At 56.4% G+C, this 17,056-nt stretch carries 13 protein-coding genes; all 13 read left to right on the top strand.

What is annotated here, in order from left to right:
- Positions 1 to 664 precede the first annotated feature (664 nt).
- The 13 genes from Q0482_RS03825 to Q0482_RS03765 all read left to right on the top strand — a co-directional run bounded on the left by Q0482_RS03825 (position 665) and on the right by Q0482_RS03765 (position 16,624).
- Positions 665 to 2,572 carry a proton-conducting transporter membrane subunit gene (locus Q0482_RS03825; protein ID WP_299143597.1) on the top strand — a complete coding sequence of 636 codons (1,908 nt, stop codon included), beginning with the start codon at positions 665 to 667 and terminating at the stop codon, positions 2,570 to 2,572.
- Positions 2,565 to 3,440, top strand: a complete 876-nt coding sequence (locus tag Q0482_RS03820; RefSeq protein WP_299143595.1) for a complex I subunit 1 family protein — start codon at positions 2,565 to 2,567, stop codon at positions 3,438 to 3,440. Before Q0482_RS03825 ends, Q0482_RS03820 begins: the two co-directional genes overlap by 8 nt.
- Before the next feature lie 12 nt (positions 3,441 to 3,452).
- Positions 3,453 to 3,965 (top strand): NADH-quinone oxidoreductase subunit NuoB, encoded by a 513-nt coding sequence (gene nuoB / locus Q0482_RS03815; protein ID WP_299143593.1) that lies wholly within the window; start codon positions 3,453 to 3,455, stop codon positions 3,963 to 3,965.
- The gene (locus Q0482_RS03810; protein WP_299143592.1) at positions 3,946 to 4,383 is read left to right on the top strand and encodes a hydrogenase; all 438 of its coding nucleotides are present in this window, start codon (positions 3,946 to 3,948) and stop codon (positions 4,381 to 4,383) included. The genes nuoB and Q0482_RS03810 overlap by 20 nt, the downstream gene beginning before the upstream one ends.
- Before the next feature lie 6 nt (positions 4,384 to 4,389).
- A complete protein-coding gene (locus tag Q0482_RS03805; protein ID WP_299143589.1) occupies positions 4,390 to 5,475 on the top strand; it encodes a nickel-dependent hydrogenase large subunit in 1,086 nt (361 codons plus the stop codon).
- 11 nt (positions 5,476 to 5,486) lie between these two features.
- The gene (locus Q0482_RS03800) at positions 5,487 to 7,280 is read left to right on the top strand and encodes a 4Fe-4S binding protein (RefSeq protein ID WP_299143586.1); all 1,794 of its coding nucleotides are present in this window, start codon (positions 5,487 to 5,489) and stop codon (positions 7,278 to 7,280) included.
- Positions 7,264 to 7,617: a hydrogenase maturation nickel metallochaperone HypA gene (locus tag Q0482_RS03795; RefSeq protein WP_299143583.1), complete on the top strand. Its 354-nt coding sequence runs from the start codon at positions 7,264 to 7,266 to the stop codon at positions 7,615 to 7,617. Before Q0482_RS03800 ends, Q0482_RS03795 begins: the two co-directional genes overlap by 17 nt.
- Positions 7,618 to 8,268, top strand: coding sequence for a hydrogenase nickel incorporation protein HypB (hypB, locus tag Q0482_RS03790; RefSeq protein ID WP_299143580.1), 651 nt, complete (start codon positions 7,618 to 7,620; stop codon positions 8,266 to 8,268).
- A 1,603-nt stretch (positions 8,269 to 9,871) separates the two neighbouring features.
- The gene (gene hypF, locus Q0482_RS03785; protein ID WP_299143577.1) at positions 9,872 to 12,094 is read left to right on the top strand and encodes a carbamoyltransferase HypF; all 2,223 of its coding nucleotides are present in this window, start codon (positions 9,872 to 9,874) and stop codon (positions 12,092 to 12,094) included.
- A gap of 9 nt (positions 12,095 to 12,103) precedes the next feature.
- Positions 12,104 to 12,325: a HypC/HybG/HupF family hydrogenase formation chaperone gene (locus Q0482_RS03780; RefSeq protein WP_299143574.1), complete on the top strand. Its 222-nt coding sequence runs from the start codon at positions 12,104 to 12,106 to the stop codon at positions 12,323 to 12,325.
- Positions 12,322 to 13,356, top strand: a complete 1,035-nt coding sequence (gene hypD / locus Q0482_RS03775; protein ID WP_299143571.1) for a hydrogenase formation protein HypD — start codon at positions 12,322 to 12,324, stop codon at positions 13,354 to 13,356. The genes Q0482_RS03780 and hypD overlap by 4 nt, the downstream gene beginning before the upstream one ends.
- Before the next feature lies 1 nt (position 13,357).
- Positions 13,358 to 14,341 (top strand): hydrogenase expression/formation protein HypE, encoded by a 984-nt coding sequence (hypE, locus tag Q0482_RS03770; RefSeq protein WP_299143568.1) that lies wholly within the window; start codon positions 13,358 to 13,360, stop codon positions 14,339 to 14,341.
- Between the two features lie 924 nt (positions 14,342 to 15,265).
- Positions 15,266 to 16,624, top strand: a complete 1,359-nt coding sequence (locus Q0482_RS03765) for an aminotransferase class III-fold pyridoxal phosphate-dependent enzyme (RefSeq protein WP_299143566.1) — start codon at positions 15,266 to 15,268, stop codon at positions 16,622 to 16,624.
- Positions 16,625 to 17,056 lie beyond the last annotated feature (432 nt).

Here is a 17,056-nt window from a genome sequence, read left to right as displayed (position 1 = left end):
TGAAATTGGTCAAATTCGCCCGGCTCAAAATGGCGATTTACGCCTGGCTCTAACAGAGGTAGGCGCCGGTGGCGCCATTTTATAGCTGCCTTCGGCGGCATTTATATTCATCGCCGCCGAAGGCGGTGCATAGCGAACTGGAGTTACACCAGCGAACATAATTTGCAGGAGTAAAGCGACGCACAAATTATTGTGAGTCGGTGATAGCCGTGCTGTAAGGAGTCGGCAGACGACTGAAAATCCAGTGAGTCGTTTCCCCTGTGGGGCGATACCACAACCCTCAACCGCGAAGCGGATGTCGCCCCCTGGAGCAAAGCGAACACAACCCTTCTATACAACCTGCGGCGATGCCGCGCCCCTTTTTACTTGCGGCGACAGCCGCCACCACAACCCTCGGCGCCACAGGCGCCGTCAAACCTAAGAACCTTTGGGCCTAAGGCCCATCAATCTTAAGAACCTTTTCCTGCCCCCTCTGGACCCGGCCGCGGAGCAGCCTATTTTATGCATACCTTCTTTAGGTAGTTATAGAAAAAATCGATATCAGCGGCTTTCGCCATTTTATCTCTTGCAGTAATGGGGCATATGCGATAAAGTATATATTAATAAAGTGGGATATGGTCATATAAGGTATACTTATAAAAGGCCAGTTCTTGGAGAAGGGAAGATGTTTATGGCTTTACCGGCATTGCTTTTCGCTCTGCCCCTGGTGACGGCGCTGGTTCTTCTGGTGAACCGGAATCCGGCGGTCAGGAATACGCTGGTCCGGGTATCGGCGCTTCTGATGGCGGCTCTTTCTGTGGCCGTAGGGGTTATGTATTTCGGCCATCCTTTTAAAATCGGCGTGGATTCGCCGCTGGTGCGGCTGGTGATGATGGCGGTGGACGGGCTGGCGGCGCTGACGGTGCTTTATTTCTGCGTGAAGTACAAGCGCTATCTGACGGCCCTTCTGGGTCTTGCCCAGTTCTTCCTCATCGTGGCCTTTGAGTTCCACGCAGGAAGCTACGCCCGGTCGGTATGGGATTTCAATATCGACAATCTTTCCATCATCATGATCCTCATTGCCGGCATTATCGGCGGGCTTATTGCGGTGTATTCCCTGGGGTACATGGCGGTGTACCACAGGAAGCATGTGGATGTGAAGGATCGGCGGTCTTTCTTTTTCTTCGTGGTGTTCCTTTTCCTGTCCGCCATGTTTGGCCTGGTCATGTGCAATAATCTTCTGTACATGTACACTTTCTGGGAAATCACGTCTCTCTGTTCTTTCCTTCTCATCGGCTATTCGGGAACCAATGAGGCCATCCACAATTCTTTCAAGGCCCTGTGGATGAACCTTCTGGGAGGCCTTGCCTTTGCCGCGGCCATTGCCTATCTGGGATCCCATTTCTATACCCTTGAAATTTCACAGCTCCTTTCCATGGGCATGCAGGGCATGCCGGTGGAGCCGGTGGTGGCACTCCTGGTGTTCTGCGGATTTACGAAGTCCGCCATGATGCCGTTCTCCGGCTGGCTTCTGGGGGCCATGGTGGCGCCTACGCCTACGTCGGCGCTGCTCCATTCTTCCACCATGGTAAAGGCAGGGGTGTTCCTCATTATCAAACTGGCGCCGATTCTTGGCAATAACCACGCCGGTATCATGGCCATGCTGGTGGGAGGCATTACTTTCTTCTTTGCTTCCTGCGCCGCCATTTCCCAGTCCGACGGGAAGAAGGTGCTGGCTTACTCCACCATTTCCAATCTGGGCCTTATCGTTTGCTGCGCCGGCACCGGCTCCTATGAGGCAGCCTGGACGGCCATCATGATCGTCATTTTCCATGCGGTGGCGAAGAGTCTTCTTTTCCTCACCGTGGGCACGGCGGAGCAGCAGCTGGGCAGCCGGAATCTGGAAAGCTTCGACGGCATTTTCAATTCCATGCCCCGCCTTTCTCTCTGCATGGTGATCGGTATCTGCGGCATGTTCCTGGCGCCCTTCGGCATGCTGATTTCCAAGTGGGCGGCCATGAAGGCCTTCGTAGATGCAGGGCAGCCCCTGCTGCTTCTGGCGCTGGTCTATGGTTCTGCTACCACCCTGTTCTACTGGACGAAATGGCTGGGCAAGATTACCACCTATATACCGACCAATGAAAACCGGGAGAAGGGCATTCTGGGAGTGGAGTGGACGGCGCTGAAGACCCTGGCGGCTCTGACCCTGGTGGTGTGCGTTCTCTTCCCGCTGATTTCCCAGTACATGGTCATCCCTTATCTGGCTTTAATGTATAGAAATATTAATGATGTGATTGCCCAGTCCAATCTGTGGATCATGTCTGTCATGGTGTTCCTCATTATCATCCTGCCGCTGCGCTTCGGCAAGAGCAGGAGGAAGAAACAGGTGATTACGAACCTTTCCGGCGAGAATCTGGGGAGCGATGTGGCTTACCGCGGCGCCGCCGGCCGTATCGTGCCGGTGCAGCTTCGGAACTGGTACCTGGAGTCCTGGTTTGGCGAAAGGCGGATGACTCTCTGGGGATACACGGCCTGCCTGGCCTGTGTACTCATGGAGCTGTCCCTGGCGGCAGGAGGTGTGTTCCATGTCTGATTATATGATGAATGTGATGGGCGCCCTGGTGTACCTGCTGCTGGCGCCCCTTCTGGGGGGACTTCTGGCGGGCCTTGACCGGAAGATTTCCGCCCGCATGCAGCGGCGGGCAGGTCCGCCGCTTCTGCAGCCCTTCTATGATTTCGCCAAGCTCTGGGACAAGCAGCCCATTGCGGTGAACAAGGCGGAAGGGTTCTATGTGTTCGGTTTCCTTCTTTTCGTCCTTCTCTCCGGCGCCTTCTTCTTTGCCAGGGGAGATATCCTGCTGGTGGTCTTTACCCTCACCATGGCCAGTGTGTGCCTCATTATCGCCGCCTATGCCACGGACTCTCCCTACAGCCAGGTAGGGGCGGAAAGGGAACTGGTGCAGACCATGGCCTATGAGCCCATGCTCCTCATGGCGGCCCTGGGATTTTATCTTTCCAGCGGCAGTTTCAATATCGGCCACATTATGGCTTCCGATACCATGAATATTCTCCGCATGCCCGGCATTTTTCTGGGCTTCTGCTATATTCTTCTCATCAAGTTCAGGAAATCGCCCTTCGATATTTCCATGTCCCATGAAGCCCATCAGGAGCTCATCGGCGGGGTGAAGACGGAAATTTCCGGCCGCACCCTGGGCATGGTGGAGCTGGCGGAGTGGTATGAGGACGTGTTCCTTCTGGGCATGGTGCTCCTCTTCTTCTTCAACTCTTCCCTTCCGTCTTTCATCATGGGCCTTCTTGTCTGCGCCCTGGTGTTCTTCCTGGGTATCCTGGTGGATAACAGCTGCGCCCGTATGAAATGGGAAAGAATGCTGGCTTCCACCTGGCTCTTCTCTTTCCTGGCGGGATTTATTAATGTGGCATTTCTCATGTATTTCAAGTAAGGAGGATTCGTTATGGGATTTGAAAAAAAGTCGCCCTGGCTCATCCATTATGACGGCTCTTCCTGCAATGGCTGCGATATCGAAGTGCTGGCCTGCCTTACGCCGCTGTACGACGTGGAACGGTTCGGCATCGTCAATACGGGAGACCCCAAGCACGCGGACATCTTCCTGGTCACCGGCGGGGTGAATGCACAGAATCTGCCGGTGGTGCGCCAGATTTACGAACAGATGCCTGAACCGAAGGTCGTGGTGGCCGTAGGCACCTGTGCCTGCACCGGCGGCGTGTTCCGGGAATGTTACAATATGCTTGGCGGCATGGACAAGGCCATTCCTGTGGACGTGTACGTACCGGGCTGCGCCGCTCGGCCGGAGTCCATTATTGCCGGCGTGGTGAAGGGCCTTTCGGTGCTTGAGGAAAAACATAAGAAACTGAAGGCCACCGGAAATCACGGCGTGCCTGCAGGCAAACCCAGGGCCTTTGGCGCCTATGGAGAGGAGGAGAAAGATGAAACAGCAGGTCATTGAAATCAGGAGCGAAGACCTTCTGGAAAGGACAGCCCGCTTCAAGAAGGAAGGCTGCCGTCTGGTGCAGATCCTCTGCACCAGGGTGGAAGAGGGCTATGAGCTCACCTATACCTTTGACAAAAACTATTTCCTTTACCACCTCCGCCTCATCGTGCCCCTCACCGGCTCTGTCATGAGCGTCACCAGCCTGTACTGGTACGGCTTTGTATGGGAAAATGAAATCCATGACCTTTTCGGTCTGGACATCCGCTTCATCGTGCCGGAAGTGGACTACGGCGGCCATTTCTACCACCTGGCCCAGAAAACCCCCTGGCATGATCTCTCCGGTGCCGTTCATGCGAAGAAGGCTGTAAAAGTGAACCTTCGGAGCGGCCTTGGCATCGACGCATCCGTTCATAAAGATACAAAGGAGGATTGATTTCATATGGCAGAAATAACCACAGTCCCCTTTGGACCCCAGCACCCCGTGCTGCCGGAACCGATTCATCTGGATTTGGAGCTGAAAGATGAGACGGTGGTAAGGGCGGTGCCCTCCATCGGCTATGTACACCGGGGACTGGAAAAACTGGTGGAAAAAAGAGATTTCAAGCAGTTCATCTATGTGGCGGAAAGGGTATGCGGTATCTGCTCCTTCGGCCACGGCTGGGGCTACGCCAAAGCAGTGGAAGGCCTCATGGATATAGAAATCCCCGACCGGGCCAGCTGCCTTCGCACCATGTGGCACGAGCTCTCCCGCCTCCACAGCCACCTGCTCTGGTTCGGTCTGGCGGCGGACGCCATGGGCTTTGAAAGCCTTTTCATGAATGCCTGGCGCATCCGGGAAATCGTACTGGATATTTTTGAAGAAACCACGGGAGGCCGGGTCATTTTCTCCGTCTGCAAAATCGGCGGCGTGAGAAGGGACATTGACGACACCCAGCGGAAGGAAATCCTGGAAAAGATGAAGGAACTCCGCAAAGAAATCCAGCAGATGGCCATGGTCTTCCTCTATGACAATACCATCCAGAGCCGTCTGGAAGGGGTAGGCGTCCTTTCCATGAACGACGCCATCGACTTGGGCTGCGTAGGCCCCATGGCCCGGGCCAGCGGCATTCCCGTGGACTACCGCATGGCCGACGACGAAGGCTTCTACAAGAAACTCCATTTCCGCCCCGTCACCGAAACCGCCGGCGACTGCCTGGCCCGGGTGAAGGTGCGGCTGGGGGAACTGACCCAGTCCATCGACATCATCTGCGGCTGTCTGGAAAACCTGCCGGAAGGGGCCATCGAAGCACCGGTGCGGGGACTGCCGCCGGTGGGCGAATATTTCACCAGGGTGGAACAGCCCCGGGGCGAAGCCCTGTACTACGTGAAGGGCAACGGCACAAAGAACCTGGAACGGTTCCGTCTCCGCACCCCTACCAACGCCAACATACCGGCCCTTGTGAAAATGCTGGAGGGCTGCGAACTGGCGGACGTGCCCAACATCATCCTCACCATTGATCCCTGTATCAGCTGCTGCGAAAGATAAGGAGGCGTCCCATGAGCTTTCTCATTTATATGAAACAGGCCCTGGCCAATCTTTTCAAGCCTCCTGTCACCACCTCCTATCCCTTGAAGCCGAAAACCTTCAAACCCCATGACCGGGGACGGGTCATCAATGACATCAGCCGGTGCATCCTCTGCGGCCAGTGCATGCGCACCTGTCCTGCCGGCGCCATTACCGTGGACCGGGCCACGGGCACCTGGAAAATCAACCCCTTCGCCTGTGTCCAGTGCGCCGGCTGCGTGGAAGTGTGCCCCAAGAAATGCCTCCACATGGACCCGGAAGCCGCTTCGCCGGACGTGAAGAAATCGGAAATCATCCTGAAAGTGCAGAAGGAAGACGGCGTATCCAAGGTCCAGCGCCAGGTGGCTGCCATCAACATGAAGGAAGCGGCCATGGACGACCGGAGCCACATCGTCAATAACATTATGAAATGTATCTTCTGCGGCCAGTGCATGCGGAACTGCCCCTCCGGCGCCATTACCGTAGACCGCCGTTCCCGCACCTGGAGAATCAACCTGGAAGCCTGCGTGAACTGCGGCACCTGTATCGACAACTGCCCGAGAAAATGTCTCTCCCTGGGCTGCTACCTGGGAAATCCCAGCGAAATCACCATGCAGGGCTCCCGCCCTCCTTTGAGAAAAAGGCCCTCTCCCGTGAAGGCAGAGCCGGCACCGGCGGCCCCGGAAAAAACGGCGCCCCCTGCAGAAGCAGCCAATGTGCCTGACACCCATATCCGAATCGAAGCGGAAAAATGCCTTTTCTGCGGCAAATGCGAACATAACTGCCCGGCAGATGCCATTTCCATCGACAGGAGAAACCGCACCTGGACCATCGATAGGGAAAAATGCATCACCTGCGGCGTCTGCGCCGACGGCTGCCCTGCCCACTGCCTCACCCTGGCGGACGCCTGGGAAGCAGATGAAAAGAAAGAAATGAAATCCACTTACCAGGGCAAGGTTCTCCGCCGCCCGCCGGCAGGAAGAAAGCCCGCGCCTGCGCCGGCTCCCGCCAAAGTAGAAGCGCCGGCTCCGGTCAAGGTAGAAGCACCGGCTAAAGAAGCACCGGCAGAAAAAGCAGCTCCTCCTGCAGAAGCAGCCAATGTGCCGGACACCCATATCCGGATCGACGCGGAGAAATGCCTCTTCTGTGGCAAATGCGAACATAACTGCCCGGCGAATGCCATTTCTATCGACCGGAAAAACCGCACCTGGACCATCGATAGGGAAAAATGCATTACCTGCGGCGTCTGCGCCGACGGCTGCCCCGCCCACTGCCTCACCCTGGCGGATGCCTGGGAAGCAGATGAAAAGAAAGAAATGAAATCCACTTACCAGGGGAAAGTCCTCCGCCGCCCACCGGCAGGAAGGAAGCCCGCGCCTGCGCCGGCTCCCGCCAAAGTAGAAGCACCGGCACCGGTCAAGGTAGAAGCACCGGCTAAAGCAGCACCGGCAGAAAAAACGGCGCCCCCTGCAGAAGCAGCCAATGTGCCGGACAGCCATATCCGGATCGACGCGGAGAAATGCCTCTTCTGCGGCAAATGCGAACATAACTGCCCGGTGAATGCTATTTCCATCGACCGGAAAAACCGCACCTGGACCATCGATAGGGAAAAATGCATTACCTGCGGCGTCTGCGCCGACGGCTGCCCTGCCCACTGCCTCACCCTGGCGGATGCCTGGGAAGCAGATGAAAAGAAGGAAATGAAATCCACTTATCAGGGCAAACTCCTCCGCCGCCCCGCCCGGCCGGTGAAGAAAGAACCGCCAAAGGATGAGCCCCATGCATGAGTATCCTGTAACGTTGGAAATCGTAGGGATTGCGGAAAAAACGGCCCGCGAAAAAGGGGGCACCGTGAAAGCCATCCACCTGGTGGTGGGCGAAGACTCCGGTTTCATCGGAGAATCCATTCAAATGTATTTCGACATCATATCCGAGGGCACCCTCTGCGAGGGCGCCCTTCTTACCATCAAAGACATCAAGCCCAAAATGAAATGCGACCGCTGTGGCCGCCTCTTTGAGCGGAAACGTTTCTCCTTCACCTGTCCCTACTGCGGCGGCGACGGCTCCCCTACGGAAATAGGCAAGGAATTTTACATCGAATCAGTAGACCTGGAGGTTGATTAAATGCATATGGTCAAAGCCGGCGTAATGGAAGACATTTACGCCCACAACAATCACATCGCCGAACATGTAAGAGAATACCTGATGGAAAGGAAGGTATACACCATCAATGTCATGGGCGCCCCGGGAACAGGCAAGACCACCTCCCTGGAACAGCTTATGAAATATATGAAATCGAAGGTATACGTTATCGAAGGAGACATTGAGTCCGACATCGACACCGAAAGACTTCGGAAAGAAAACGTCACCGCCGCCCAGATCAACACCTTCGGCGCCTGCCACCTGGACGCCCCCCTGGTGCACAACGCGGTGCACACCATGGACTTCAAAGAAGGGGGCATCCTCTTCATTGAAAACGTAGGAAATCTTGTGTGTCCGGCGGAACTGAACATAGGGGAAAACATCAAAATGCTCATCGTCAGCGTAGCCGACGGTAGCGACAAGCCCTACAAATACCCCCTGGCCTTCGAAAAGGCGGACATTATCCTCTTAAATAAAATCGACCTTATGCCCTACCTGGACTTTGACGAAGACTTCTTCATGAAAGGCCTCCGCCACCTCAACAAACAGGCGCCGGTCTTCAAAGTCAGCGGCAAGACAGGGGAAGGGTATAAAGAAGCGGCAGAATGGATTGAAGAAGCCGCCGGGAAATAGTGTCATCGGGGCGCTGTGCAGTATTCCCGAAGGTTGACGCGCCCTTACGGGCGCGAGGGTTGATGGGCCATGCGCTGACGCGCTGGCCCAAGGGTTCTGTCCGGGACCGGCTGACGCCTCCCGGACAGTTTGAGGGCTCCGCCCAGGGTAGTTATAAAGTATCGCTCTGTGCGTATTCCGCATGGAATACGCAAGTCGGGCGAAGTTGGCCTCTAGCCTGCCCAATAGGAGGCCTTCCTTTTAATCGCCCGACCGATTGGGGAGGTGGGCGCCGGTGGCGCCATTTTATAGCCGCCTTCGGCGGCATTTATATTCATCGCCGCCGGGCTATACCACAACCCTCAACCGCGAAGCGGATGTCGCCCCTGGAGCAAAGCGATGCACAGCGAACACATTTTGCACTATGCGAACTGGATTCGTAGGGGAGCAGAGCGACCTGAGAATCCAGTGAGTCAGTGACAGCAGAGGATGAAGGAGCGATAGCGACGCGCAAAATGTAGTGAGTCGTTTCCCCTCTGGGGGGGAGTCCGGCGAAGCCGGATAGGGGGGTGCGCCCGGCATGGGTGTAATCTAATGGGTGAAAGTCCCTAGTGCGGTATGACCATAACAAGCACACAGCCAATGGCAAGGGGTCCATCGTGAGGTGGGGTCTGAAGGAAGCCGGAGGCAAAACCTTGGTCCGACGAATAGAAACTTTATATGAAGGCAGAGTCCGGCAGGAGGAGGCAGCCCCCTATGCTGAAGTCCAACGATGGTCTTGGCCAGGCTTTGTAAATGAAGCGGATAGATGAGGCGAAAGATTACACTCTTACCCGGGGAGGTCTCATGGACGTCAAAGCAGTGATAGGTCGTATATATGGACCGAGTGGAGACGGTTGAAAAAGATTTATCATGAGAAGTCAGCAGAGGTCATAGTACCGCGAAAGCGGGAAGCACTGAACGATTCCAGTCAAAGTAAACCGTGAAAGGAACAATCATACGTTGAAGCAGAATGCAGTCACAGGGCGGACTTCCTGTCGGAAAATAGCGGAACTGGCGAAGATACGAAAAGGAGGGCTGAGTATGATGTTCAGGAAGCGGAAGAAATGACAAGCAGGAATATATTCCTACCCAAAGAATCGAACCGCCGTATACCGAACGGTACGTACGGTGGTGTGAGAGGGATGAATAATCTCTACTCGATTGGCCACGATAGTGGCCAATTCCCGCCGACTGATATTTATTTACAGATGGGACACTAACGTCATGCACCAAGATTCTTCACTGTGTTCAGAATGATCATGTGAGACGGGAAGGTAATCCCGTAACGCCCTTGCCCACCCCTGTCTAAGGGGTGGGTGGCGAGCGCAGCGAGCCGGAAGGGGTTAGCCGTCAGGCGGCATTTATACTCATTGCCGCCGAAGGCGGTGATACCACAACCCTCGGCCACGCAGTGGCTGTCAAACCTAAGAACCTTCGCCCGCGCAGCGGGTGTCAATCTTAAGGACCTTTTTCCTCAACCCTTCTGCACAACCCGCCGCCTTTGGCGGGCGTAACCTTCGGGGCCAGGGGCCCCGTCAACCCGGGCCGCCAAAGGCGGCCCTTTAGCAAAGGAGGCTAAACCATGTCCCATATCCATACATTCCGTCTCCTGATAGAAGGTCGGGTACAGGGAGTCGGTTTCCGTCCTTTTGTGTGCCGGGCGGCGAAGAAGGCGGGCCTCACGGGCTGGGTGAAGAACCTGGGGGGCCTGGTGGAAATCAGGGCTTCCGGCGAGAGGGAGTCCTTTTTCGCATTGGAAAAATCATTGCAGGAGGCGCCCTATCCCATAGAGGTGGAGAGCCTGTCCAAAGAGGAGCTTCCTTTGGAAAGGTTCCCCGATTTCCGTGCCGCATCCAGCAGCGGGGAGCCGCTGGCCCCTCTTTTTCCTGCGGATATAGCCATCTGCCCTTCCTGCGAGAGGGAGCTCCATGAGGGGAAGGACCGCCATTTCCGTTATCCCTTCCTTTCCTGCACCGCCTGCGGGCCCCGGTATACCATAATCAAAAGCCTGCCCTATGACCGTCCCCGCACGACAATGGACGAATTTCCTCTCTGCAAAGACTGTGAAAAAGAATACAGGGATTTGAAGAACCGCCGCTGCCATGGGGAGACCATCTGCTGTCCCCGCTGTGGGCCGAAACTTTCCATGATTTCCAAATCCGGCGAGACCCTCACCGGGGAGGAAGCCATGGAAAGGGCCATTGCCCTGGTGAAGGCGGGGGAAATAGTGATGGTGAAGTCCATCGGCGGGTACAATCTTGTCTGCCGGGGAGATCAGGAGGAAACGGTGATCCGCCTGCGCCGCCTGAAGCACCGGGAGGGGAAGCCCTTTGCCCTCATGGTTCATTCTTTAAAAGAGGCGGAAACCCTCTGCTTCCTTACCGGTGAGGACAGGAAGCTCCTCACTTCTCCTGCACGGCCCATCGTGCTCTGCCGGCCTAAGAAGCATTTCTCCGCTGTGGCGGAGGGGGTGCCGCGGCTGGGGATTTTCCTTCCGCCTTCTGCTTTTTACGACCTTCTCACTGAAGGGGCGGGGGGCCCCCTGGTGGTAACCAGTGCCAATATGAGCGGTGAGCCCATCCTTTATAAAGATGAGGAGGCCCTTTCCTGGTTTAAGGCCCATGAAATCGATTTCCTCTTCACCAATAACCGTGACATCCTCCGTCCTGCCGATGACAGCGTGGTGAAGGCGGAAGAAAGCCACAGGGACATGATCCGCCGCACCCGGGGATTTCTGCCGGAGCCTGCGTTGCAGGGAGCGAAAGAGGGGGCCCTTTTGGCCATGGGAGCGGACATGGAGCCCTCCTTCTGCCTTACTGCCCAGGGGCGTTTGTATCCCGGGGAAATGCCCTGCGATTTGGAAAATGAATCTTCCGAAGATGCGTTCCTTCATATGATAGAGGACTGGGAAAATATGCTGGGCATCCGGCCCGAGCGGATTGTGACGGACCTTCATCCCCGCTATATTTCTTCAGCCCTGGGAGAGCGTCTTTCTGCGGACCGGGGGATTCCCCTCTGGAGAGTGCAGCATCATCAGGCCCACGGCCTTTCCGTTATGGCGGAGCATGGACTCTCGGGAAAGGCGGCGGCCTTCGTCTTCGACGGCACCGGCTATGGCACTGACGGCACCATCTGGGGCGGGGAAATCCTTCTTCTGGAGGGAAATGAAATGGAGCGGGCAGGCCATCTGGACGCCATGCCCCTTCTGGGCGGTGATATTTCCATGAAACAGGCCTGGAAGACCGCCCTGGCCAGCCTTGCCTATGCCGGCCTCTCTTCGGAAGACAGCCGATGGCCGCTGGTGAAGGCGGCCCTTGAGGGCGGCGTGAACTGCATCAGGGACTCCGCCATGGGGAGGCTCTTTGACAGCGCTGCTGCCCTCCTTCATATCAAAGAGGAAAACCGGTTCAAGGGAGAGTGCGCCATGGCCCTGGAAGACGCGGCCCGGCAGGCGCTCAGGGAAAGAAGGGCGCCCCTTCCCCTGCACCTCACCCTTCGGGAAGAGGAAGGGCGCCTCATCTGGCACAGGGAAGAACTCATTTCCGAGCTGGCAGGAAATGGTAAAATAGAGGAAGCAGCCCTGGGGTTCCACCGGGCCGTGGAAGAAATGGTGGTGGAAAGCGCCCGCCTTCTGGGCGTGGAACAGGTCATCCTCACCGGCGGCTGCTTTCATAATGGTATTTTATGGACGGAAATCAGAAATGCGCTGGAAAAGGAGCATTTCAAAGTCTATGGTAATGAAAAGGTTCCCTGCGGCGACGGAGGCATTGCCCTGGGGCAGGCCTGGTACGGGCTGCAGGGATAAGGAGGAACTATGTGTGTAGCCTATCCGGGAAGAGTGGTCAGCATGAAAGGCACCCATGGCATGGTGGATTTTTCCGGCACCGAAGTGCCGGTGAACCTGGCCATGGTGCCCGCCAAAATCGGGGATTATGTGCTCGTTCATGCAGGCATGGCCATCCAGATTGTGGAAAAAAAGGAAGCCCGTGACTGGATTTCCCTTTTTAAAGAAATCGAGGAGACAGGGAAGAAATGAGAGAAAAAGAACTGGCCCATTACCTCTCTGCCTATGACGGGCCGCCCCTCCGGCTCATGGAGGTCTGCGGCACCCATACATCCTCTTTGTATCGGAGCGGCATCCGGCAGATCCTGTCACCGAACATCACCCTCCTTTCAGGCCCCGGCTGTCCCGTGTGCGTGACCCCCACCGCCTATATCGACAAACTGGTGTCCTACGCCATGAAGGAAGGGCACAAAGTGCTGGCCTTCGGCGACCTGCTGGCAGTGCCGGGAAGCCGCATGTCCCTTTCCGGCGCCAGGGACCGGGGCGGTGCGGTGGATTTCTTCTACAACCCCGAAGACGCCCTTGCCATGGCGGAAAAGGACAGGCATACCACCTTCGTCCTGGCGGCGGTGGGCTTTGAAACCACCGCCCCCGTGTGGGCGGATTTAATCAAGCGGGTGCATGATGAGAATATTCCCAACATCCGCTTCCTGACCGCCCTGAAAACCATGCCGGAAGCCATGCATATCCTGGCAGGAGACCTCCATATCGACGGATTCCTCTGCCCCGGCCACGTGGCGGTGATTACCGGCACCGGGGACTTCCGGAAACTGGGCGAAGCGTCTGGAAAGCCCATGGTGGTAGGCGGCTTTTCCCCGGCCCTCCTTCTTCGCGCCCTTACCAGGCTGGTGCTGGAAGCCTCAAAAAAGCAGGGGGGATTCTGGAACGAATACCCCTCTGTGGTGCGGGACGAAGGAAATCCCAGGGCCCTTGCCCTTATGAAGGACGTCTTCACACCGGGAGACGCGGTGTGGCGGGGCCTGGGAAATATAAAGGGCTCGGGACTCTATATTTCAAAAACCTATGAATCACTGGACGCAGGCAGCCGGGGCCTTACGGAAGATGTGATGCCCAGGGGCTGCTGCTGCGCCTCCGTCCTGACCGGGCGCATGACCCCGTCCATGTGCCCCTGCTTCGGCAGGGCCTGCACACCGGACCATCCCGTAGGAGCCTGCATGGTTTCCGGCGAAGGGGCCTGCTCCATTACCTATCGGGGAGGCTAATATGAAAATCGAACTGCGCCATGGTTCCGGCGGCGAGGAAACAGGCCGCCTTATCCATGAACTTTTTGCAAAATATTTCAAAAATCCCATTCTGGATGCCATGGAAGACGGTGCTGTGCTGCCTGCCATGGAAGGAAATCCGGTCCTCACCTCCGACAGCTTCGTGGTGGAACCCCTCTTCTTCCCCGGCGGGGACATAGGGAAACTTTCCATCTGCGGCACGGTGAACGACCTTTCCTCCATGGGCGCCAGGCCCCTCTACCTCACCGCCTCCTTCATCCTGGAAACAGGGCTGGACACGGAAACACTGGAAAAAGTGGCAGCCTCCATGGCGGAAACCGCCAGAGAAGCAGGTGTTTCCATCGTGGCAGGGGACACCAAGGTGGTGGAAGGCAAAGGGGGCCTTTACATCAATACCGCCGGTATCGGTGAAAGAGCAAAGGGTTGCACCATCTCCGCCTCCGCCATGGAAGAAGGGGACGCCGTCCTCCTCACCGGCACCATGGGCGACCACCACGGCACCATATTGACCGAAAGACTCCACATGAAAAGCAGCCTTCGGAGCGACTGCGCCCCCTTAAACGGTCTGGTGCAAAGCCTGCTGGAAGAAGGCCTTGCCATCCACACCATCCGGGACATCACCAGGGGAGGCCTTGCCACCGTGGCAAACGAACTGGCAGAAGCCTCCGGCAAAGCCATGGAACTCATGGAAGAGCACATCCCGGTGTCTGAAAAAATCCGTGAACTCTCCGGCATCCTGGGCCTCGACCCCCTCACCATGGGGAACGAAGGCAAAATGATCATCGTCCTTCCTGAAAAAGAAGCGGACAAAGCCCTTGCCATCCTTCACGAAAACCCCTACGGCAGAGACGCCGCTCGGGCAGGCCGTATCACCAAAGGTCAGGGCGTCCACCTCATCACCGCCTACGGAGGAAAAAGAAAACTCCTGCCCTTAAGAGGAGAAGGACTGCCGAGGATATGTTGATGATAGTGGGCTGGTGGGCTGGTGGGGTAGTGTACTAGTGAGCTAGTGTACTAGTGGGACAGTGAAACAGTGGGACAGCTATCCGCTGGCCGCTATCCGCTGGCCGCGGTGGTGGGCGCCCTTTAAAAATCATTGGGCGCCATTATAATAAAACCATGCAGCCTCACTCCGCACGTGGAAATGCATTTCCCCCTTTGGCGGCTGGCGGCACCACCTTTACCGCGGAGGGTGGACTTTTAACGGCGTTATACGTAGTGCAACTTATGATAATACGGTAAGAGTAGAAAGACTTATTCTCCCCCCTGAATAGGGGGGAGTCCCGCGGAGCGGGATAGGGGGTGGCCGCGCCAGCGGCCAATCATTGTAATATAAATCTTGCTGATGAATCCTAAGGTACAAGCCTTATTCAGCTGGCTACTGGCTGTTAACTGCCATTTCCGCTACGCTTAGCAGCCCTTCCCGCCGACCGGTATTTACGGGCAGATGAGACACTATCGCCATGCACCAGGATTCTTCCCTGTGTTCAGAATGACCATGTGAGACGGGAAGGTAATCCCGTAACGCCCTTGCCCACCCCTGTCTAAGGGGTGGGTGGCGAGCGCAGCGAGCCGGAAGGGGTTAGCCGTCAGGCGGCATTTATATTCATCACCGCCGAAGGCGGTGATACCATAACCCTCAGCCGCCAAAGGCGGCTGTCAAGCTTGAGAACCCTAAGAACCTTCGCCCCCCTTTGGTACTACGTACCACCTTCCCCCCCGCAAGCGGTGGGACAACAGGGGGGGCCGAACCTTCTGAACCCGGGCGGCAGGCAGCAGATGCCGCCTGAGGCCCCTTGACAACCCCGCCATCCCTCTATACACTTGACAATAAGATGATTTCAGAGAGGGGAAACCCTTTTTCCCCTATTTCATACAAGGAGGAACTATGTATAAAATTCAGAAAAAGATTGACAAATGTTTAGACCTTGTAGCCAGAGATGAAAAGGTGGTAGCACCCTGCCAGCACCTTTCCTACTATCCCTTTGCCGTGGAAAGCGGAAAAGGGGAAATCCTGAAAGATGCCGACGGCAATGAATACATCGATTTTCTCACCAGCGCCTCTTCCCTGAACCTGGGAAGCTCCAACCCCATCCTCACGAAGGCCATTGAAGCCCAGCTGAAAAAATGCACCCAGTACACCGCTGCCTATTCCTACAATGAGCCCATGATTTCCTATGCGGAAAAGCTCACCTCCGTCTACCCCGGCGGCGTGAAGGCCAAAATCGCCTTCGGCAACTGCGGCTCCGACGGCAACGACGCTGCCGTGAAATTCGCAAGAGCCTACACAGGACGGACGAAAATCATTACCTTCATCAACGGCTACCATGGAAATACCTACGGCTCCTCCTCCATGACCACCTGTACCACCCGCATGCATGCGAAAATGGGACCCTTCCTTCCGGAAATCTACCATTTCCCCTTCTACGGAGACGATGTGCCCGATGAAATCGTAGAAAAAGAAGCGGTGCGGGACATTGAAACCGCCTTCAAAACCTACATGCCCGCCGACGAAGTGGCAGCCGTAGTCATCGAAGCCATCCAGGGCGACGCCGGCATTCTGCCCGCCCACCCCATCTTCATGAAGAAACTCTATGACCTCTGCAAAAAGCACGGCATCCTCTTCATCGATGAAGAAGTACAGCAGGGCTTCTGGAGAGCAGGCCACTTCTTTGCCATTGAAAACTACCCCGGCATCATCCCCGACGGCATTATCATGGGCAAATCCATCGGCGCCGGCCTCACCCTGGGCGCCTTCATGGGCAGAGCCGAAATCATGGACTGCCTCCCCGCCCCGGCCCACCTCTTCACCCTGGGCGGCAACGCCATCGCCTGCGCCGCAGGTAACGCCGCCTTCGACTACTACAAAACCGAAGAATTCCAGACCATCTACAAGAGAAACTGCGCCCAGATCAAAGAAGAAATGGAAACACTGAAGAAGAATCACCCGGATCGCGTAGCCTTCTACCGCGGCCGCGGCATGTCCTGGGCCATCGGCATCGTGAAGAAAGATGAAAAAGGAAATCCCGTTCCCGACGGAGACGGCACCTTCAAAGTCTGCTTCCGCTCCTACGAAAAAGGACTTATCATCATCACCCTGGGAGAAAACCTCCTCCGCGTACAGCCGCCCCTCAACATCTCCTCCGAAAATCTGCACAAAGCCTTCACCATTCTGGACGAATCCCTGACAGAACTGGAAAAAGGAGAAATCCCCGACGGCGTCTTCGACTACCGCCACGGCTGGTAATGCCTCTATTGCATAAAAAAACGACTGCTCCGGCAGTCGTTTTTTCTATGCGTCAAATGCGGCGGGAAACGGTGTTCCCGAAGGTTGACGCGCCCTTAAGGGCGCGAGGGTTGATGGGCCATGCGCTGACGCGCTGGCCCAAGGGTTCTGTCCGGGACCGGCTGACGCCTCCCGGACAGTTTGAGGGCTCCGCCCAGGGTAGTTATAAAGTATCGCTCTGTGCGTATTCCGCATGGAATACGCAAGTCGGGCGAAGTTGGCCTCTAGCCTGCCCAATAGGAGGCCTTCCTTTTAATCGCCCGACCGATTGGGGAGGTAGGCGCCGGTGGCGCCATTTTATCGCCGCCTTCGGCGGCATTTATATTCATCGCCGCCGAAGGCGGCGATACCACAACCCTCAGCCACGCAGTGGCTGTCAAACCTAAGAACCTT

This window comes from uncultured Dialister sp., assembly GCF_937959425.1.
GTDB lineage: Bacteria > Bacillota > Negativicutes > Veillonellales > Dialisteraceae > Dialister.
The sequence above is the reverse complement of the archived record's forward strand: the minus strand, read 5'-3'. Positions and strand labels throughout refer to the sequence as shown.